The sequence below is a fragment of the Sorangium sp. So ce448 genome, from assembly GCF_051520915.1.
GTDB lineage: Bacteria > Myxococcota_A > Polyangia > Polyangiales > Polyangiaceae > Sorangium > Sorangium cellulosum_B.
In genome coordinates this window covers 12,763,717-12,782,667 of sequence record NZ_CP150343.1, presented here as the reverse complement: position 1 = coordinate 12,782,667, position 18,951 = coordinate 12,763,717, and the positions used below count along the sequence as shown (strand labels likewise).

13 protein-coding genes are annotated in these 18,951 nt (G+C 71.0%); 8 read left to right on the top strand and 5 right to left on the bottom strand.

Annotation, left to right across the window (positions count from 1 at the left end; genetic code table 11):
- Positions 1 to 43: 43 nt before the first annotated feature.
- Positions 44 to 814 carry an RNA polymerase sigma factor gene (locus WMF45_RS48045; protein ID WP_437713767.1) on the bottom strand — a complete coding sequence of 257 codons (771 nt, stop codon included), beginning with the start codon at positions 812 to 814 and terminating at the stop codon, positions 44 to 46.
- Between the two features lie 479 nt (positions 815 to 1,293).
- On the opposite strand from WMF45_RS48045, the gene WMF45_RS48040 reads away from it, so the two are divergent.
- The 3 genes from WMF45_RS48040 (at position 1,294) to WMF45_RS48030 (ending at position 7,534) form a co-directional block, all read left to right on the top strand.
- On the top strand, positions 1,294 to 3,141 hold the full coding sequence (locus tag WMF45_RS48040; protein ID WP_437719660.1) for a YgiQ family radical SAM protein: 1,848 nt from the start codon (positions 1,294 to 1,296) through the stop codon (positions 3,139 to 3,141).
- Positions 3,141 to 4,367 carry an aminotransferase class V-fold PLP-dependent enzyme gene (locus tag WMF45_RS48035; protein ID WP_437713766.1) on the top strand — a complete coding sequence of 409 codons (1,227 nt, stop codon included), beginning with the start codon at positions 3,141 to 3,143 and terminating at the stop codon, positions 4,365 to 4,367. The genes WMF45_RS48040 and WMF45_RS48035 overlap by 1 nt, the downstream gene beginning before the upstream one ends.
- A 791-nt stretch (positions 4,368 to 5,158) precedes the next feature.
- The gene (locus WMF45_RS48030) at positions 5,159 to 7,534 is read left to right on the top strand and encodes an FG-GAP repeat protein (RefSeq protein WP_437713764.1); all 2,376 of its coding nucleotides are present in this window, start codon (positions 5,159 to 5,161) and stop codon (positions 7,532 to 7,534) included.
- A 6-nt stretch (positions 7,535 to 7,540) separates the two neighbouring features.
- Here the strand turns inward: WMF45_RS48030 and WMF45_RS48025 are convergent, their stop codons facing one another.
- The gene (locus WMF45_RS48025) at positions 7,541 to 8,122 is read right to left on the bottom strand and encodes a hypothetical protein (RefSeq protein WP_437713762.1); all 582 of its coding nucleotides are present in this window, start codon (positions 8,120 to 8,122) and stop codon (positions 7,541 to 7,543) included.
- A 39-nt stretch (positions 8,123 to 8,161) separates the two neighbouring features.
- A complete protein-coding gene (locus WMF45_RS48020; protein ID WP_437713760.1) occupies positions 8,162 to 9,040 on the bottom strand; it encodes a hypothetical protein in 879 nt (292 codons plus the stop codon).
- Positions 9,041 to 9,132: 92 nt separating this feature from the next.
- Here WMF45_RS48020 and WMF45_RS48015 point away from each other — a divergent pair, with 92 nt between their 5' ends.
- The 4 genes from WMF45_RS48015 (at position 9,133) to WMF45_RS48000 (ending at position 15,559) form a co-directional block, all read left to right on the top strand.
- Positions 9,133 to 10,998 (top strand): bifunctional homocysteine S-methyltransferase/methylenetetrahydrofolate reductase, encoded by a 1,866-nt coding sequence (locus WMF45_RS48015; protein WP_437713758.1) that lies wholly within the window; start codon positions 9,133 to 9,135, stop codon positions 10,996 to 10,998.
- Positions 10,999 to 11,073: 75 nt separating this feature from the next.
- Positions 11,074 to 13,737 (top strand): M1 family aminopeptidase, encoded by a 2,664-nt coding sequence (locus WMF45_RS48010; RefSeq protein WP_437713756.1) that lies wholly within the window; start codon positions 11,074 to 11,076, stop codon positions 13,735 to 13,737.
- 44 nt (positions 13,738 to 13,781) lie between these two features.
- Positions 13,782 to 14,570, top strand: coding sequence for an enoyl-CoA hydratase-related protein (locus tag WMF45_RS48005; RefSeq protein ID WP_437713755.1), 789 nt, complete (start codon positions 13,782 to 13,784; stop codon positions 14,568 to 14,570).
- 113 nt (positions 14,571 to 14,683) lie between these two features.
- Positions 14,684 to 15,559, top strand: coding sequence for a hypothetical protein (locus WMF45_RS48000; RefSeq protein WP_437713753.1), 876 nt, complete (start codon positions 14,684 to 14,686; stop codon positions 15,557 to 15,559).
- 200 nt (positions 15,560 to 15,759) lie between these two features.
- On the opposite strand, the gene WMF45_RS47995 is transcribed toward WMF45_RS48000, so the two are convergent.
- Positions 15,760 to 16,905: an FAD:protein FMN transferase gene (locus WMF45_RS47995; protein ID WP_437713751.1), complete on the bottom strand. Its 1,146-nt coding sequence runs from the start codon at positions 16,903 to 16,905 to the stop codon at positions 15,760 to 15,762.
- Positions 16,906 to 17,081: 176 nt separating this feature from the next.
- Here WMF45_RS47995 and WMF45_RS47990 point away from each other — a divergent pair, with 176 nt between their 5' ends.
- A complete protein-coding gene (locus WMF45_RS47990; protein WP_437713749.1) occupies positions 17,082 to 18,269 on the top strand; it encodes a M20 family metallopeptidase in 1,188 nt (395 codons plus the stop codon).
- Between the two features lie 6 nt (positions 18,270 to 18,275).
- Here the strand turns inward: WMF45_RS47990 and WMF45_RS47985 are convergent, their stop codons facing one another.
- Complete coding sequence (locus WMF45_RS47985; RefSeq protein WP_437713748.1) at positions 18,276 to 18,860, bottom strand: hypothetical protein; 585 nt, start codon at positions 18,858 to 18,860, stop codon at positions 18,276 to 18,278.
- Positions 18,861 to 18,951 lie beyond the last annotated feature (91 nt).

Sequence of the window (18,951 nt, the reverse complement as noted above, 5' to 3'; positions counted from 1 at the left end):
CGTAGACGCAGAAGATGGGTACCGGGGGCCGCCGGGGCATGGCTCAGGTCCCCCGCCGCCGCGCCGGCCGCCGCTTCGTCGTCGCCTCGGCGGCGAACGGCCGGTCGCCGATGCGCAGCGCGCTCCGCTGCTCCGGGTCGAGCCGCTTCACCGCCGCCCGGAAGTCCTCCCGGGCGAGCCGTAGCCGGTTCTGCCCGGTGTTCTCGTTGATCTGGAGCTCCCGGGCGATATCCACCACCGGGATGTCCAGCATGTCGTGCATCACCAGCATGACCCGCCGCTGCGGGTCGAGGCTGGCGAGCAGCGCGTCGATCACCTCGGCCCGCTCCATCGCCTCCAGCCGCTGCTCCAGACGGGGCCGGCTGTCGGCGCCGGCGGAGATCGCGATGAGCCGCAGGCCGTCCGGGATCTCGCGGCGCCGATAGGCCCGGTCGCGGTAGTGGCTGACCTGCCGCCACGCGATCCCGTAGAGCCACCGGTAGAGCGAGTCCCACACCCGCCGCGGCTGCCCCTCCCCGATCCACGGGAGCACCTCGCTGAGCGGCACCGGCTCGTGGTCCTCGTCCTCGAAGTCGTCCTCGAAGAAGTCGTCCTCGTCGCGCCGCCCCTGCAACGCGCGCAGCAGGCGGCTCGCGTCGAAGGTCTCCAGATTGCGGTAAGCGGCGAGGAGGACGTCGTGCACCACGTCCTCGCGATCGTTCGCCCCCACGCCGAACCCCTGGAGCAGCCCGCGAAGGAAGGGAACGCCCACCTCGTGCACCACAGCGAAGCTGAGATGTTTGGCGCGGAGGGCATCATCTGATCGTGATTCCACATATTATTTTTACGCACCCTCTTTCCGGGTCGTTTTGGAACCCTCCCCCGCGCGCAAAAACCGCTTGTTTTGAAGCGTTTTTTGATGAGCTCACCAGCGACTGCCGCTGTGTGTAACGCCGCGGTGGTGCGTGGCGCGCGCCAGCCCTCATGTCGCGTCCGGAGATCCGATGCTCCGGTGACCAGAAGCCGTGACCGGCTGGCCGGGTATCGTGTAACTTTGGCGTTTCTCCCGGGAAAACGCGGGCTGCGCCCTCCCGCCGGCCCCCCGCGCGCCGGCCTCGGCCGCGGCCCCGCGGGGCTCCCCGGCGCCGTCACGCCGTCACGCCGTCACCGTCGCCCCCCCGCCGGGGCCGCCCCCTTGCCGCCCGCTCTTCCGGCCCGTAGGGTGACGGCGCCGTGCCCCTCACCCAGCTCCGCCGAAGCGCCGGCGCCGCCCCCCGCGACCTGACCGCCTTCCTGCCGACGACCCGGGAGGAGATGCGCGCGCGGGGGTGGGACGCGCTCGACATCCTGCTCGTCAACGGCGACGCCTACGTCGACCACCCCGCGTTCGGCGCCGCGATCATCGGCCGCTTCCTCGAGGGGCGCGGCTTCCGGGTCGGCATCGTCTCCCAGCCCCGCTACCAGGACACGAGCGACCTCCTGCGGATGGGCGTCCCCCGGCTCATGGTCGGGGTCACCGCCGGCAACCTCGACTCGATGCTGAACAAGCTCACCGCGCAGAAGAAGGTCCGCAGCGAGGACCAGTACTCGCCGGGCGGGCAGGTGGGCCTCCGCCCCAACCGGGCCTCGATCGTCTACGCGAACCTCTGCCGCCAGGCGTTCCCCGGCGTCCCCATCGTCCTCGGCGGCATCGAGGCGTCGCTCCGGCGCATCGCGCACTACGACTACTGGTCCGATCAGGTCCGCCGCTCGGTCCTGCTCGACGCCAAGGCCGACATGCTCATCTTCGGCATGGGCGAGAAGGCCGTCTGGGAGGTCGCCGATCGCCTCCGGCGCGGCGAGCCCGTCCGGTCGATCCGCGACGTCCGGGGCACCGCCGTCCCCCTGCGCAAGGGCGAGTGGGAGCACATCGAGGGCTCGCGCTACGTCGCCGACGGCAAGGCGGTGATCCTCCCGAGCTACGAGGAGGTCGCCGCCGACAAGGGCGCCTTCGCGGAGATGTCGCGCGCCTTCCAGTTCGAGACGAACCCCGGCAACGCCCGCCCGCTGCTCCAGGCGCACGGCGCCGAGGCGGTGTACTTCAACCCGCCCGCGTTCCCGCTGGAGACGGGCCAGATGGACGCGCTCTACGACCTGCCGTTCACGCGGGTGCCGCACTGGTCGTACGACGCGCCGATCCCCGCGTACGAGACGGTGAAGCACTCGGTCGTCACGATGCGCGGCTGCTTCGGGGGCTGCACGTTCTGCTCGATCACCGAGCACGAGGGGCGGGTGATCCAGTCGCGCTCGGCGGACAGCATCCTGCGCGAGGTGCGGGCGCTGCGGCGCATGGACGGCTTCCGCGGCGTGCTCAGCGACCTCGGCGGGCCGACCGCGAACATGTACCAGATGCGGTGCAAGGACGAGGCGATCGAGAACGCCTGCCGGCGGCTCTCGTGCGTCTTCCCCGAGGTCTGCGAGAACCTGAACACCGACCACGGCCCGCTGCTCAAGCTGATGAAGGCGGTGCGCGAGGAGCAGGGGATCAAGAAGGTCTTCATCGCCTCCGGCGTGCGCTACGACCTCGCGGAGCGGTCGCCCGAGTTCATCGAGGAGCTGGCCGCGCACCACACGGGGGGCCAGCTCTCGGTCGCCCCGGAGCACAACAAGAAGGACGTGCTCGACAAGATGAAGAAGCCGGGCATCGAGAGCTACGAGCGCTTCGCCGAGCAGTTCCGGTGCGCGAGCGAGGAGGCCGGCAAGAACCAGTTCCTCGTGCCCTACTTCATCTCCGGGCACCCCGGCTCGACGCTGCGGGACATGGTCGACCTCGCGATCTACCTGAAGAAGAGCGGGATGAGGCCGCGCCAGGTGCAAGATTTCATCCCGACGCCGATGTCGATGGCGGCCTGCATGTACCACACGGGGATCGACCCGCTCACGCGGGAGCCGGTGTACACGGCGAAGGACCTGCGCGAGAAGAAGCTCCAGAAGGCGCTGCTCCTCTACTGGGACCCGGCGCACCACGACGAGGCGCGGGAGGCCTTGATCAAGGCGGGCCGCGGGGATCTCATCGGCACGAAGCCGCACTGCCTCGTGCCGCCGGCGGCCGGCAAGGGGGCGCCGCCGCGCTACCTCGCCAAGGTCCGCGGGGAGCGCCGGGGGAAGCGCGGAGTCAGCTGATGCGACACACCGCCGAAATCGATCGGGATCGGGCGTTCACCGCGAAGCTCGGCGATCGCGGGCTGTTCCCGCACCTCGCGCCGCTCGTCTACGTGAACCACGCGGGGATCTCGCCGCCGTCGCGGCCGGTGCGCCTCGCGATGATGGCGCTGCTCGACGACTACGCCGCGCAGGGGGCGGCCGCGTTCCCGGCCTGGTACGCGCAGCGGCTCCGCCTGCGGGAGAAGCTCGGCCGGCTCATCGGCGCCGCGGGCGACGACATCGCGCTGGTCCAGAGCACGACGCGCGGGCTCACGGACATCGCGCTGTGCTTCCCCTGGCGGCCGCGCGACCGGGTGATCCTCTTCGAGGGGGAGTTCCCGGCCAACGTGACCCCGTGGCAGCAAGCGGCCGCGATCTTCGGCCTGGAGGTCGTCTTCCTTCCGCTCGGCGGCTTCGCGGACGGCAGCGGCTCGGGCCTCGCCCAGCTGGAGGGCGAGCTCGAGCGCGGGGCGCGGCTCGTCGCGGTGAGCGCTGTGCAGTTCCAGACCGGGCTCAGGATGCCGCTCGCGGCGATCGGCGCGCTCTGCCGCGCGCACGGCGCCGAGCTCTGCGTGGACGCCGTGCAGGCGGTCGGCGCGACGCCGGTGGACGTGGAGGCGGCCGGGGTCGATTACCTCGCGTGCGGCGGCCACAAGTGGCTGATGGGGCTGGAGGGCACGGGCTTCCTCTACGTCCGCCGCGAGCGCCTGCCATCGCTGCGGCCCGCGGTGGCGGGCTGGCTGAGCCACGAGGACGCCGTGAGCTTCCTGCTCCAGGGCCCGGGCAAGCTCCGGTATGACCGGCCCATCCGGCAGCGCGCCGACTTCGTCGAGGGCGGCAACCTCAACGCCGCGGGCTTCGCCGGGCTCGAGGCGGCGGTGGACCTCATCCTTCAGATCGGGGTCGAGCGGATCCACGAGCATGCGAACCGGTTCCTCGACCCGCTCGAGGAGGCGCTCCGGGAGCGCGGATGGGAGAGCCTGCGGCCGGGAGATCCGGCGCTGCGGGGTTGCTCGCTCGGGGTGAGGCCGCCCGGCGGCGCCTCGGTGGTCGAGCTGTACCGCGAGCTCACCCGCCTGGGGATCGCCTGCGCGATCCCGGACGGCGTGCTGCGCTTCTCGCCGCACTGGCCCAACGCGCTCGACGAGTGGGAGCAGGTGCTGCTGTCCGCCGACGAGGCGCTCGGGCGGATCGCGACGAGGTGAGTCGGCGTCGCGCGCGGCGCGTCGGGCGATTCCATGATGACCATGACACCGCGCAAGCACCTCGAGTTGGACTAGTCCAAGAGTGATCGTGCCAAGAAGCTCCTTGGCGTGAAGACGGAGCGGATCGTCGCCTGAGCGCCTCGGCGGCGCTCCCCGCTGAGACTCTCACCCACACCGTCACGCTCGGGGATGCCGTTATCCGTTCCGTCGACATGTCGCATTGCGTGCGGCGGCGGTCTGACATCCACGCATTGAAGGACCGATCTTCTCACCACGACCTATCGAGGCGGGGCCCTCTCTCCCTCAACATCATCGATGTTCGCTCTTCTTGACACGCGCGAAACCGAAGAGGACGATGAGAACGGCAAATAAGGACGGGACCGTCCTTCAAGTGACCTAACCATCCGCGTGCGCTCGTGCGCTGGGGGGCTCCGCAAGGCGCTCGACAGCAGCGAGCCGCTGTGGACCGCCTTCCAATACAAGCTCGGGTCATTGGCTCCGGCGCCGCACACGTCGCCGGTCCGTCAGGGTTTACCACCGACAGGGAGAGCCACATGCCGCGTCATAGAACATCCATTCATGCACTCTGGTTTTGCATCATCGCCGTCACGTCCTGCAGCGCGGAGGTTGATCCAGCGAGCACGGACGGCGCCGAGGAGACTCGGCCTCACGGGCAGCAGGGGCCCGACGCCGCGTCTCTGGAGCGCCGCGCGGCGTTCATCGCGACAGTTCAGAGACAGGCGTCTTCTGCGTACAATGTAAGCCACAACACGGTGGGCGCGCGCGCCGGGGTGAGCGCTCTGAATCCGGCGCACGGCCTCGTCTCCGAGTTCACGTCGGCCGGCGTCGTCGTGACCCGCGAGAGCTCGGTGAGCGCGGGTCGAATCACGATGAAGCTCGCGCGTTATGGCTGCGAGGGGGATCTCGTCCCCCTGGACGTCGCGGCCGAACCGCGCGGATCAAACAACCGCGTCGAGCTCAGGCACCTAGCCCCGTCCGCGGGCCTGAGCGTCACGGAGTGGTACCTGAACGGCCCCCTCGGGCTGGAGCAGGGCTTCTCCCTCGATTCTCCGCCTCCATGCCGTCGCGACGGCGAAGGCAAGGTGGAGCTCGAGATCGCGCTCGGGGGCGATCTCTCGCCGGAGCTCTCGGAGGACGGCCAGTCGGTGGAGCTCTTGGACGAGACCGGCGCGGCCGTGATGCGCTATGCCGATCTCGTCGTTCAGGACGCGCGCGGGAGCGTGCTTCCGGCGGAGATCAAGCTGAGCGACGCGAGCCTCTCGATCGTGGTGGACGACACCGGCGCGGCCTATCCGCTCGAGGTCGACCCGCTCATCGCCACCGAGCAACACGTGCTCTACGCCAGCAATGCTGCGAGCAACGACGGTTTCGGGTGGTCCGTGGCCATCTCGGGGAACACCGCTGTGGTTGGCAGCCTGGACGCGGAAGCAGCTTACGTGTTCGTGCGCAGCGGCGCGTCGTGGACCCAGGCGGCCGTGCTCGCGCCCAGCGATGGTCTGCCGGGCGATCGCTTCGGCGCGTCCGTCGCCATCGACGGGGATACGATCGTCGTCGGGACGTTCTCTTATCCGGCGAATCACGGCGCTGCGTACGTGTTCACGCGCAGCGGCAACGCGTGGCAGGAGCAGCAAAAGCTCGTCGCACAGGACAACCCGCGCCGCGACAACTGGTTCGGATATGCCGTCGCCGTGTCGGGCAGCACGATCATGGTCGGGGCGCCCTACGATAGCGCCCCGACGGTTGATGGCCCCGGCGCTGCGTACATCTTCTCCCGGAGCGGCGCCGCGTGGGCGCAGCAGGCCAAGCTCGTACCCAGCACCGAGACCTTCGACCAAGGCTCCACCGTCGCCCTGGACGGCGACACCGCGGCCATGGGTGGAGAATGCGATGATGGGGTCGACTTCAATTCGGGCTGGGATCGTCCGTGCCAGGTTCACGTATTTGCCCGTGCCGGCAGCGCCTGGTCCGAACAAGCCATTCTTTACCCGCCGATAGGAGCGACGCCGCACTACAGGTTCGGCGCCTCGCTCTCGTTGAGCGCGGAGACGCTGGCGGTCGGCACCACCGTCTACGATGAGCGCGGCCCCGACAGGACAGCCGCCGTGGTCTTCGCGCGCAGCGAGGGCGCGTGGACCCAGCAGGCCATGCTGTACCGCAACGACGTCGACACGCCGGACTATGGCGGCTGGGGTCGCAGCGCCAGCGTCGCCGTGTCCGGGGACAGGTTGATCCTCGGCGGAAGCCACGACGGCGGGCAGGGACCGAGGATCTTCGCCAGGACCGGCGGCGTATGGACGCCGCAGAGCAAGGTCGAGAGCTCCACGTGGAACACGTGGGATGTCCGTGTAGCGCTCTCCGGAGACACGCTGATCGCCGGTACATGGGCCGATGGCGCTCACGGCGAGGGCGCAGGCGCCGCTCACGTCGTCCAGGTGAAAGAGGTTCTGCCGGCTCACCTCGTGGGAGCCCGCGCTTTCGTCGAGCGTGCCGCCGACAAGCCGTTCGTGCTCGACGGCCCCGACACCAACAGGTTCGGGACGCCGAGCAGCATCGATTGGGTGAGCTTCACCGGGACCACGCAGGGCGCAACGCTGTTCACCCTGTCCCTCTTGCATGAGGATCCCACGCTGACGACCTCGATCCTCCGCGGCTGGTGGGGCTCCACGAGCCCGACCTCCACGAGCCTGTACGGTCAGGTCGTGGCCGGGAACCACTTCAAGCGGATCTCGAAGATCGACGACATTCTGCCTGGCGATCTGCTGGTCATCAACTACACGGACAGCGGCTCGGGACACACGGCGATCGTCGATGCGTCCCCGACCGCCATCGCGCCGGCCGAGCCCGTCGTCTCCGGCACGACCCAGTATTCGCTCCGGGTCATCGACTCGACAAGCACCGCCCACGGGTGCACCACGGACCCGAGCACGGGAGACACGCGATGGGTGCCGGCCGATCCAGCCAAGCCCTGCCGCGGCGGGAGCACGGACGGCGGCGCGGGCAGGGGCACCATGCGTATTTACGCCGTCTCCCAGGGCCGGGCGAACGCCGGGGACCTCACCGGGTACAGCTGGAGCCTCACGTCGGGATCCGCGTACTTCCCGCAGACCGGCGCGCGGCCCCACGCGATCGGCCGCCTCGTCCGCTGACCTCGCTCACCGCCCCCGCTCGTAATCGAGCGCGGCCTTCTCCACGACGTCCCAGTCCCGCGCGGCCCGCTCGGCCTCGGCCACGAGATCCGCGGTGAACAGCGTGAGCCCCCAGATGCCGTTGTCTCGCCGCCGGAACGGGTACCGCGTGCCGCGCGCCGTCTCGACCGTGGCCCGCTCGCCCGTCACCTCCACCTTCCCGATGCCGGACAGGTCGCGCCGGAGGCGCGCGATGAAGCCCTGCTTCGTGGCCATGTCGACCCACACGTCCGCCCCGTCCTCGGCCATCGCGTGCGCGCGGTACTGCTCCAGCAGGCGCGCGCGCTCCGGCTCCGGGTAGCTCGCCTCGATCCGCTCGCTCGCCTTCCGCCGGTAGTCGCGGATGGTGTACGCCGCGTGCTGCGCCCGGTCCTCGAGGTACGGGAAGCACGCGCGCGGATCGCTGACGCCGATGCTGTACGCGATGCGGAGATAAGCGCCCTCGGGCATCGTGTCCGGCGGGAACTGGTTGAGCTTGAGCCAGACGAGCACGAGGGCCAGCACGGCGACGGCGGCGGCGCCCCAGGCGATGGCACGGCGACGGGTCATGTCTGGCTCATCTCTCGCTCTCTCGAACCGCCCGGCACGCTAGTCGAGGTGCCCGCCGAACTGCAGATAGAGGGACGTCACCCGCCCCCGGTCGAACGCGGGCCCGAGCGGCTCGTCCAGCGCGAGGAGCAGGCCGGCCCGCATGAAGAAGGTCTTCTGGCTGTCGTACACGAAATACGGCAGCAGCGAGACCTGCCCCTGATCGTCGTAGACCGACGACGGCACCCACACCGTCTGGAGCGCCACGCCGCCGCCGAAGCCGGAGCGGCTCTGGAACTCGGGCTCGACCTTGGCCTGGAACACCGCTTCGAGATCGTCGGAGTCGTCGATGAACCCGCGCCGGACGCCGTCCCCCACCGGGATGAAGAACGTGAGGTCCCCGCCCGCCCGGAGCACGAACGACCTCCCGAAGCGGTACTCGATGCCGCCCAGGCCGCCCACCGGGAGCGCGTTCGCCGCCCAGAGGTGCAGATCGTAATAGGCCATCGCCGACGCGCTGAAGCCCCGGGCCACGTGCCAGTCGTAGCCGTCGACCGCGCCGAGCGGCAGCCCGGCGCGGCCGCCCGCGTACCACGTGAGCTTGCGGCCCGCGTCCGAGTAGTAGAGCGTGAACGTCGGGTTGCCGAGCGCGGCGCGCGACTGGCGATCCAGATCCTCGAGGTCCCCCGGACCGTCGAACGAGAGCGCCAGCGGGAACTTCAGGTTGATGAACAGATTTGGCGTCGGCTCGAACTGCACGAACGGGACGGCGGCGAGCGAGGTGCCGAAATCACGGGCGCTCCACAGGTAGAGATCCACGCCTGCGTCCGAGCGGTGCACGGGCGGATGCCAGGCGTGCGCCTCGGAAGGGGCGGCGAGGAGCGGAGCAGCGGCGGAGACCGCCAGGGCGAATGCTTGAAGCCATCGGGGCGTGCTCATCTCGAGAACTGCCCTACCGAGATCCGCGCCGCGCCGTCAACCGCGTCGAGCCCCCCTTCCTGAGAAGCCGGAGCGCCCCTACGATGCGCCCCATGTCCCGCACGAGACCAGAGGCCCCATTCCTCGACGCGCTCCAGCGTTCGATCCTCGTGTTCGACGGCGCGATGGGCTCGCTGCTCTACGAGCGCGGGGTGTTCGTCACCCAGAACTTCGAGCAGCTGAACGTCGCGCGCCCCGATCTCGTGAAGAAGATCCACGCCGAGTACGTCGCGGCGGGCGCGAACGTCATCGAGACGAACACCTTCGGCGCCAACAGGTTCCGGCTCGAGCGGTACGGGCTCGTCAACGAGGTCCGCAACTTCAACCTCGCGGGCGCGCGCCTCGCGCGCGAGATCGCGGGCGGCGACGCGTACGTCGCCGGCTCGATCGGCCCGACGGGGCTCGTGCCCGGCGTCGCCACGCGCGACGACCTCGCCGCCGCGTCCGCCACGTTCACCGAGCAGGCCGGCGCGCTCGCCGAGGGCGGCGCGGACCTCCTGATCCTTGAAACATTTCGCCATCTTGACGAGATCAAGCTCGCCATCGACGCGGCGCGGGCGGCCGCGCCTGGGCTCCCGGTCCTCGCGTCGATGACGTTCGACACGAGCGGCGTCGCGGCGGACGGCAGCGAGCCGGAGCGCGTCGCGCGGACGCTGCGGGACTGGGGGGTCGAGCTGCTCGGCGTCAACTGCGGCGACGGCCCGCAGCTGTCGCTCGCGATGGCGGAGCGGATGGCGACCGCGGGGCTCCCGCTCTGCGTGCAGCCGAACGCGGGCCTGCCCCGCACGGTCGACGGCCGCCAGCTCTACATGGCGACGCCCGAGTACTTCGACGTCTTCGCCCGCCGCATGATCCAGGCGGGCGCGGCGATGATCGGCGGCTGCTGCGGCACCACGCCGGAGCACGTCCGGTGGATGGCCAAGTCGGCCCGCATGCTCCGGGGCGGCGCCGCGCCCGAGGCCGCCGCGCGCCCGCACATCACGATGGACGCGCCCACGGGGCTCGAGCCCACCCCGCTCGGCGAGCGGAGCCCCCTCGCGGCGAAGATCGCCGCGGGCAAGTTCGTGGTCTCCGTCGAGGTGAACCCGGCGCCGGGCCTGAACCCCGAGAGCGCGCTGAGCGCCGCGAAGATGCTCATCGACAGCGGCGTCGACGTCGTGAACGTCGCCGACGGCCCGCGCGCCACGGCGCGGATGACGAACCTCGCCTTCTGCTCGCTCCTGGTCCAGCGCTACGGCATCGAGCCGATCTTGCACGTCTGCGGCCGCGACCGGAACCTCATCGGCCAGATGGCGCACCTGCTCGGCGCCCACGCGATCGGCATCAAGAACCTCGTCATCATCACGGGCGATCCGCCGAAGATCGGCGACTACCCGGAGGCGACCGCCGTCTACGACCTCGACTCCATCGGGCTGCTCAACATGGCGAGCACGATGAACCGCGGCCTCGACCCGGCCGGCAAGCCGATCCCGGGCGGCAAGACGTCGTTCCTGCTCGCCACGGGGCTCGAGCCGGGCGCCCAGGACCTCGACAAGGAGATCGCGCGTCTGGAACGGAAGCGCGCGGCGGGGGCCGACATCATCATGACCCAGCCGATCTTCCACCAGGATCTGCTCGAGAACGTGCTGCGGCGCATCGAGCACCTGGGGATGCCGGTGCTCGTCGGCGTGCTGCCGCTGGTCAGCCACAAGAACGCCGAGTTCCTCCACAACGAGGTGCCCGGCATGCAGATCCCCGAGGAGATCCGCGAGCGCATGCGCAAGGTCCCGGCCGGCCCCGAGGCGCGCAAGGAGGGGGTGAAGATCGCCCGCGAGATGCTCTTCTCGGTGCGCGACCGGGTGCAGGGGGCCTACCTGATGCCGCCCCTCGGCAAATACGAGCTGGCGCTCGAGGTGCTCGACGGCCTCAAGACGGGCTGATCCGCCCGGCGGCCCGCCCCCGCGCACGAGTTCTTGCTTGCAGCGCCGGGCGCCGCGCGGGGAAACTCCGCGGAGATGTCCATCGAGTACCGGCTCCACTCGCGCTGCGCCTGCGGCTCCGTGCTGTCGTCGTCCGAGTTCGCGGCCGCGTCGCGGCCCTTCACGCTGGCCGGGACGAGGCGCGTCTACGAGCGTCCGCGCCCCTTCACGATCCGGCACATCGCCCTCGATCTCGCGCTCGACGTCGAGGCCCGCTCGATCCGCGGCACGGCGCGGCTCGACGCGGTCCGCGTCGACCCCGGCGCGCGCGAGATCGCGCTCGACGCGATCGGCTTCGACCTCGAGGCGGTCGAGATCAGCGCCGGGGCCGGCCGCGCCGCGAAGCCCAAGCGCGGCGCGGGCAAGGCGGCGAGCGGCGCGTTCCACGCGGCCGAGCACACGTACGACGGCGAGACGATCCGCGTCGCCGTGCCGCTCGACGAGGCCGAGGTGTCGATCCTGGTCCGGTACCGGGCGACACCGCGGCGGGGGATCTACTTCCTCCAGCCGGACGAGCACGTCCCCGACCGCCCGCGCCAGGTCTGGACGCAGTGTCAGGACGAGGACGCGCGCCACATCTTCCCGTGCATCGACAAGCCCCATATCAAGCAGACGACCGAGCTCCGCGCGCAGGTGCTGCCGGGCTGGTACTGCCTGTCGAACGGCGAGCTCGAGGGCGACGCGAGATCGCAGAAGGAGGGCGTCTATCACTACCGGCTGGACGAGCCTCACCCGAGCTACCTGTTCACGCTCGTGGCGGGCGAGTTCGCCCGCATCGACGGCGCGGCGCTCGACGTCCCGCTCGCGTACTTCGTGCCGAAGGGGCGCGAGGAGGACGGCCGCCGCACGTTCGCGCGCACGCCGGACATGATCCGCCACTTCAGCGAGAAGCTCGGCGTCAAATATCCCTTCCGCCGCTACGCACAGGTGGTGGTGAGCGACTTCATCTTCGGAGGGATGGAGAACACGACCGCCACCACGATGTACGAGCACATCCTGCTCGACGAGCGGGCGGCGCTCGACATCTCCTCGGACGATCTCATCGCCCACGAGCTCGCGCACCAGTGGTTCGGCGATCTGGTGACCTGCCGCGACTGGTCGCACGGCTGGCTCAACGAGGGATTCGCGACGTTCATGGAGCACGTCTATCGGGAGCATCACCTCGGCGCCGACGAGTACGATCACGGCCTGAAGGCCGATCTCGACTCGTACCTTGGCGAGGCGCGCGGGCGTTACCGGCGGCCCATCGTCTGTCAGGACTACGAAGCGCCGCTCGACATCTTCGATCGACACCTCTACGAGAAGGGCGGGCTCGTGCTCCACCTGCTCCGCCGGGAGCTCGGAGACGACCTCTTCTGGCGCGGGGTGAGCACCTACCTGACGCGCCACGCGCGCGGGGTCGTGGAGACACGGGATCTCGCCCGCGCGCTCGAGGACGTGAGCGGCAAGTCGCTGGAGCGCTTCTTCGAGCAGTGGGTCTTCCGCGCCGGGCACCCCGAGCTCGACGTGAAGATCGAGATCGAGGGCGACCAGTGCACCGTGACGGTGAAGCAGGCGCAGGCGGCCGGGCAGCCCAGCCGGGAGCACGCGCTCCAGCCGGACGCCTCGACGCCGCCCATCTTCGCGTTCGACCTGGTGCTCGATTTCGGCTTCACGGAGGGCAAGAGCTCGATGACGCGGCGCGAGGTGCGGCGCGTGGATCAGGCGGCCCACACCTTCGTCATCCCGCTCCCGCGGCGGCCTCGCTTCGTGGTGGTGGATCCGGACCTCAGGATCCTGGGCGAGGTCAGGGTCGACGCGCCCGGCGATCTCCTGCGGGCGCAGCTCGCCCACGCGCCCACGGCGCGCGGCCGCATGCTCGCCGCGAAGCCGCTCTCTCGGCGCGACGACCCGCCGACGGCGCGGGCGCTCGGGCAGTCGCTCTCGGACGCGAGCGAGTTCTGGGGGGTGCGCGCCGCCGCCGCGGCCGCGCTCGGCGCGCTCCAGTCGAGCGCGGCGTTCGCGCTGCTCGAGGGCAGCGCGGGCGTGGAGCACCCGAAGGTGCGCCGGGCGGTCGCGAGCGCGCTCGGCAACTTCCGGTCGGCCAAGGCGGCGGAGGTCCTCGGCAAGCTCGCCCTGCGCGACGCGAGCTACCTGGTGCAGGCCGAGGCGGCGCGCGCGCTCGGGGCCACGCGGCAGAGCTCGGGGTTCGAGACGCTGGTCGATCTCCTGGATCGCCCCTCGTGGGGCGAGGTCATCCGCTGCGGCGTGATCGACGGGCTGGCCAACCTGCGGGACGAGCGCGCCGTGCCGCACCTGACGGCCCGCACGCGCTACGGCGTCCCGACGCGGGGGCGGCGGGCGGCGATCATGGCGCTCCCGAAGCTCTCCAGCGATCGGCGGACGCGCGAGCTCCTCGAGGAGCTCCTCGATCAGCCGGATCCATACCTCCGGGTCGACGTCGCGCGCGCGCTGGGCGATCTCGGCGACGGCCGGGCGCGTGGCGCGCTCCAGCGGCAGCTCGACCGCGATCTCGACGGGCGGGTGCGGCGTCGGATCCGCGAGGTCTTGCGCGATCTCGGCGGGGCGGGCAAGCGCGAGCTGGATCGGCTGCGGGACGAGCTCGAGGCGCTGCGGCGCGACAACGCGGAGATCAGGGCGCGGCTGGGCAAGCTCGAGGCGGCGAGCACCAAGGCCAAGAAGGCGGCCGACGCCAAGTGAGCGAGCCTCTTTGCCGCGCCGCCGCGGTCGGCTAGGCAAGCTCCATGTCGGAAGCCCCTCCCGTGAAGCTCGACCGGCGCGGCGCGGTCGCGGTGCTCACCATCGATCGGGCGGATCGCCGCAACGCGCTCTCCCGGGACGCGCTGCTCGCCTTCGGCCGCCTCGGGCGCGAGCTCGTGGACGACCCGGAGGTGCGCGCGATCGTGATCACGGGCGCCGGTGACAAGGCGTTCTGCGCGGGCGCCGATCTGAAGGAGCGGCAGGGCATGAGCCCCGACGACGTCCGTCGCCAGGTGGGCCTGTACCGGACCGACCTCGGGGTGCTCGCGCGGAGCCCGAAGCCGGTGATCGCGGCGATCAACGGCGTCGCGTTCGGCGGGGGGCTGGAGCTCGCGCTGATCTGCGATCTCCGGGTGGCGGCGCCGCACGCCGAGCTCGCGCTGCCGGAGACGTCGCTCGGCATCATCCCGGGCGCGGGCGGCACGCAGCGGCTGCCGCGGGTCGTCGGCGAGGCGCGGGCGAAGGAGATGATCCTGCTCGGCAGGAGGCTCACCGCGCCCGAGGCGCTCGCCTGGGGCCTCGTGAACCGGGTATCCCCCGAAGGGACGCCGGTGGTCGACGACGCGATCGCGTGGATCGAGCCGATCGCGAGCGGCGCGCCCATCGCGCAGGCCGCGGCGCTCGGGGCGATCGACGACGGCTATGACGTGCCGCTCTCGCTCGGGCTCGAGATCGAGCGGGTCCACTACGACGAGACGCTGCGCAGCGAGGATCGGCTGGAGGCGCTGCGCGCGTTCGCCGAGAAGCGGAAGCCGGTCTACAAGGGGCGGTGAGGGCGGCGACCGGCGTGGACCGCGCGCCTCTGCCCGCTCCGGGAGCGGCCCCGCGGCGCGCGCTGGCCGGGCGGCGAAGCTCGTGTGACCGCCTTCGTGCTAGCCTTGTCGGCATGGATCCCAAGCCGACCGGTGCCGCGCTGCTGCTCGCCCCGGCCGCCCGGGGCGGCGCGGCGGTGAGGTTCCCGCCCGCGGAGCCGCGGCGGGCGCATTTCCCGGCCGTCGATGAGCACCTCGTGGCGCCCGAGGTGACGCGCGACGAGCTGATCCGCGGGCGCAAGGTCGTCGCGGCGCCGGCGCTCGAGCCTCACGCCGAGCAGCAGGTGCGGCTGGATTTCCTGATCGCGCCGCACCTTCGGCCCGGCTACATCGGCGCGGCCGATCTCATCACCCGCGTCGCCGAGGGCTCGGATTTCGCCACCGACCTCTCCATCCGCAGGGCGGGGCTCGATCCGGCGACGGGACGCCGGTATCTGGAAGAGCTCTCGTTCGAGATCGTCAACGAGCAGTCGACGCAGGACGCGCGCGAGAAGGCCGATGATCTCGTCGTCCGAGGGGTGCGCCGCGTCTTCGTCATCTTCGTCAAGCGTGACGAGGTCGCCGAGTGGTCGTCGGCCGAGGGGCGGTTCGTGCCGCTCGCGCCTGACGCGACCATCGAGGATCCGTGCTTGATCCGTCCGGTCCCCGTCCGCGCGTTGCTCGACGGCGCGGCGGCCGAGCGCGAGGTCGTCCGCGCGCTGGAGCGCAAGGGCAACCCTGAAATCGAGGCCATCAAGGCCCGCGAGCGAGAGGCAGCGCTCGATGAGGGGCGGCGCGCGGGGCTCGACGAGGGCCAGCGCGCCGTGCTGATGCGCCAGCTCCGGGCGCGGTTCGGAGAAGTGCCCGAGGCGAGACGGGAGCAGGTCCTCGCCGCGTCCGGGGAGCGGCTCGCGGTGTGGGCCGAGCGTATCCTCACGGCCAGGACGCTGGACGAGCTCTTCAAAGGCTGAAACGCCGCACATCGCGAGCGACTCAGCAGATGCATCGACATCTCCCTCGCTGAGAATGGCAATTGCAACATTGAATTCGTCTTGACGTTTGATGGCCCGAAGCTCCTCGGAAAGCGCGCGCACGCCCCAAGTTCCCGAGAGCACGATTGGCTCCACACGCAAAGCGCAACACCTGAAATCTAGCCTCAGGGCCGAGACCACTACAGCCCTTCGGTCGGCTGGCGGAGCACCTCGACCTTGCCCTCCAGCCGCTTCGACACCCACACCTTGTTGTTCCGGTCGACGATCACCGCGCCGCAGTCCTCGATCGACTCGACGAGCGCGAGCCCCTTCTCGGCCCCCAGGATGAACGCCGCGTCATCGACGGCGTCCGCGGTCAGCGCGTCCTTTGCCCAGATGGTCACGCTCCGGCTCTCGGACGCCGGGAAGCCGGTCCGCGGATCGATGATGTGGTGATAGCGCCTGCCGTCCTTGATGAAGCTCCGCTCGTAGTCGCCCGCCGTGGAGAAGGCGTGGTCCTCCACCTCGATCATCGCGAAGTAGTCGTTCGCGTCCTTGCCGCGCGGATCCCGCACTCCTGCCCTCCACGGCGACCCGTCCGGCTTCTTTCCGGCGATGTACAGGTCACCGCCGGCCTGCACGAAGAACGACGTCAGCCCCTCTCCGCGCAGCACGCGCGCCGCGGCGTCGACGGCATAGCCCTTCGCGATCCCGCCGAGGCTCATCCGCATCCCGGGCTTCCCGAGCATCACCGTGCGCCGCGCGCGATCGATCTTGATCTGCCTGTGATCGATGAGCGCGCGCGCCCGCTCGACGTCTTCCTTGCGCGGCACGTTGTCGTCGATGTCCTCGTCGAACTTCCAGAGCCCGTGCATCGCCTCGAAGGTGACGTCGAAGACCCCCTCCGAGCGCTCGCTGATCCAGAGGCTCTTCTCGATCACGGCGAGAGACTCCGAGCTCACCTCGACCGCGCCCTTCCCGGCCGCCGCGTTGACCCGCGACAGCTCGCTGTCCGGCCGCCAGGTCGTCATGAGCCCCTCGAGCCTGCGGATCTCGGCGATCGCCTTGTCCAGCCGGGCCCTGATCGCCGCCTCATCCATCGCCTCGCTCGTGTAGGCGGCGAGGAGCAGGTTCGTGCCCATCGCCCTCGCCTCGACCGCGACGCGGGCGGGCCCGGCCTGCGCCGGAGCGGCCTGAGCCGGCAGAGGCCCCGCGCTCGCGCTCGAGGCGGCCGGCCCGGCCTCCTGGCGCGCGCGTGGGCGCGCGTCGCAGGCAGCGAGCGCGAGCGCCGCCGCGAGGCAGGAGCAGAAGCAGAAGAGGAGCGAAGAACAGCGCGGTCCGTGCATTCGAGGATCCTGGCTCCGTGAGAAGTCCCGACAGCGTGGCGGCGCGGCGCGGCGCGGCGCGGCGCGGCGCGCGAGCGTGCGAGCGTCACCACCGGGCGGCGTCGGCGGAGCTCCTCCGCCGGCGCCACCATGGCCCGGGCGAGCCGCGCAGATCCAGAGTAGTATCGCTCGCCCCTATGAACCTCGACCCGAGCCGCATCCAGCGTGACATCGACGACCTCTCCCCGGACCTCCGCGAGATCGCCGCGCGCATCCACGCGAACCCCGAGCTCCGGTTCGAGGAGCACAGGGCCGCGGCCTGGCTCGCCGAGGCCGTCGAGAACCGCGGCATCCAGGTCGAGCGGGGGCTCGCCGGCATGCCCACCTCGCTCCGCGCGCGCATCGGGCGTGGCGAGGGTCCCCACCTCGCCATCCTCGCCGAGTACGACGCGCTCCCGGAGATCGGCCACGCTTGCGGGCACAACCTGATCGCGGCGGGTGCGCTCGGCGCGTTCCTCGCGCTGGCTCGGCAGAAGGACGCCGTGGCCGGCACCATCGATCTGGTCGGGACGCCCGCCGAGGAGGGGGGCGGCGGCAAGATCAGGCTGCTCGAGGCGGGCGCCTTCGAGGGCGTCGACGCCGCGATGATGTTCCACCCGTTCGACCGCGACCTGCTCGCGCACGACACGCTGGCCAGCACCTGGCTCGAGCTCCAGTTCCGCGGCAAGCCGTCGCACGCTGCGCTCGCGCCGTGGGACGGCCATAGCGCGCTCACGGCCTGCCTCGACACCTTCCGGCTGATCGACGGCCAGCGCGTCCACTTCCGCGACGGCGTCCGGGTGCACGGGTTCATCAAGAACGGCGGTCAGGCGGTCAACATCATCCCGGAGCTCGCCGTCGCCGAGTTCTCGGTCCGCGCCCTCGACACCGAGGAGCTCGCCCGCGTGCGGGCGATCGTGGAGCGCTGCGCCCGCGGCGCCGCCATGGCGAGCGGGGTCGAGCTGACGCTCGTCGATCAGGGCGGCTACAAGAACATGGTCAACAACCGGAAGATGGCGCGCCGCTTCGGCGAGCACCTGCGCGCCCTCGGCCGCTCGCCGATGGAGATGGACCCCGCCGTCGGCACCGGCTCGACCGACATGGGCGACGTGTCCCACGCGCTCCCCGCCATCCATCCGTGGATCGCGATCTGCGGCAAGGGAGAGACGACCTGCCACCAGCACGCGTTCGCCGAGCGCGCCGCGAGCCCCGCCGGTCAGGACTCGATGCTGATCGCCGCCAAGGCCATGGCGATGACGTGCGCGGATCTCCTGCTCGATCCCGAGCTGCGGCAGGGCGTGCGCGAGGAGTTCGCGCAGCGGAAGGCCGGGGCGAGCGCGCGCTAGGCGCCTTCAGCCGTCGTCCTGAAGGGGGTTCCCGAGGTCGTCCATCAGCCCGGTCCCCCCCTCGATCGGGATCGCCCGCGCCAGGGCGACCCGCTCCAGCATCACCGACAGCGCGATCTTGTCTCCGACGTCCGGCAGCCAGGTGCGGGACCCATCCCAGAGATCGAGCCGGATGTTGCTCGCTGGCGCCGTCCCGCTGACCGCCGCCGCGGCGCCGGCGCCCGCCTGCGCGGAGGGCACCGCCATCCGGTCGATCTGCGACCAGGCGAAGCGCCGCACGCGCGGCACGCCGAAGGTGAGCAGCTCGCGCAGCTCGATCCCTTCCGGGTGCACGACGACCCCCCGCATCTGCTCGCGCAGCACCATCGCCAGCGCGCTCACGCACAGGATGATGGCGCACACGCTGGAGGAGACGAGCCGGTGGCGATCGCCCTCGACGACGTACTGGAAGATCCGGGAGCTCGAGGGAGCGTTCTGGCCGTAGAAGATCACCGCCGAGACGCCGAGGGCGAAGGTCAGGTAGAGCAGCGCCGGGAGGCGCTCCTTCAGCGGCGGCCCGAACGCGATGCGCTTCTCGGGCCTGTACGTCATGTCAAAGCCGGGAGGTCTGGAGGGACGCGCCATAGACTCGTAGTCTACACGGCGGGGGAGCCGACGCTTGGGTCCGCCCCCTCGACCGGGC

What these genes read in the sequence shown, in the direction of transcription:
- WMF45_RS48040 (WP_437719660.1), top strand. Translation starts at nt 1,294, where the DNA reads ATGCGCGCGCGGGGGTGGGACGCGCTCGACATCCTGCTCGTCAACGGC.
- WMF45_RS48035 (WP_437713766.1), top strand. Translation starts at nt 3,141, where the DNA reads ATGCGACACACCGCCGAAATCGATCGGGATCGGGCGTTCACCGCGAAG.
- WMF45_RS48025 (WP_437713762.1), bottom strand. Translation starts at nt 8,122, where the DNA reads ATGACCCGTCGCCGTGCCATCGCCTGGGGCGCCGCCGCCGTCGCCGTG.
- WMF45_RS48020 (WP_437713760.1), bottom strand. Translation starts at nt 9,040, where the DNA reads ATGAGCACGCCCCGATGGCTTCAAGCATTCGCCCTGGCGGTCTCCGCC.
- WMF45_RS48015 (WP_437713758.1), top strand. Translation starts at nt 9,133, where the DNA reads ATGTCCCGCACGAGACCAGAGGCCCCATTCCTCGACGCGCTCCAGCGT.
- WMF45_RS48010 (WP_437713756.1), top strand. Translation starts at nt 11,074, where the DNA reads ATGTCCATCGAGTACCGGCTCCACTCGCGCTGCGCCTGCGGCTCCGTG.
- WMF45_RS48005 (WP_437713755.1), top strand. Translation starts at nt 13,782, where the DNA reads ATGTCGGAAGCCCCTCCCGTGAAGCTCGACCGGCGCGGCGCGGTCGCG.
- WMF45_RS48000 (WP_437713753.1), top strand. Translation starts at nt 14,684, where the DNA reads ATGGATCCCAAGCCGACCGGTGCCGCGCTGCTGCTCGCCCCGGCCGCC.
- WMF45_RS47995 (WP_437713751.1), bottom strand. Translation starts at nt 16,905, where the DNA reads ATGCACGGACCGCGCTGTTCTTCGCTCCTCTTCTGCTTCTGCTCCTGC.
- WMF45_RS47990 (WP_437713749.1), top strand. Translation starts at nt 17,082, where the DNA reads ATGAACCTCGACCCGAGCCGCATCCAGCGTGACATCGACGACCTCTCC.
- WMF45_RS47985 (WP_437713748.1), bottom strand. Translation starts at nt 18,860, where the DNA reads ATGACGTACAGGCCCGAGAAGCGCATCGCGTTCGGGCCGCCGCTGAAG.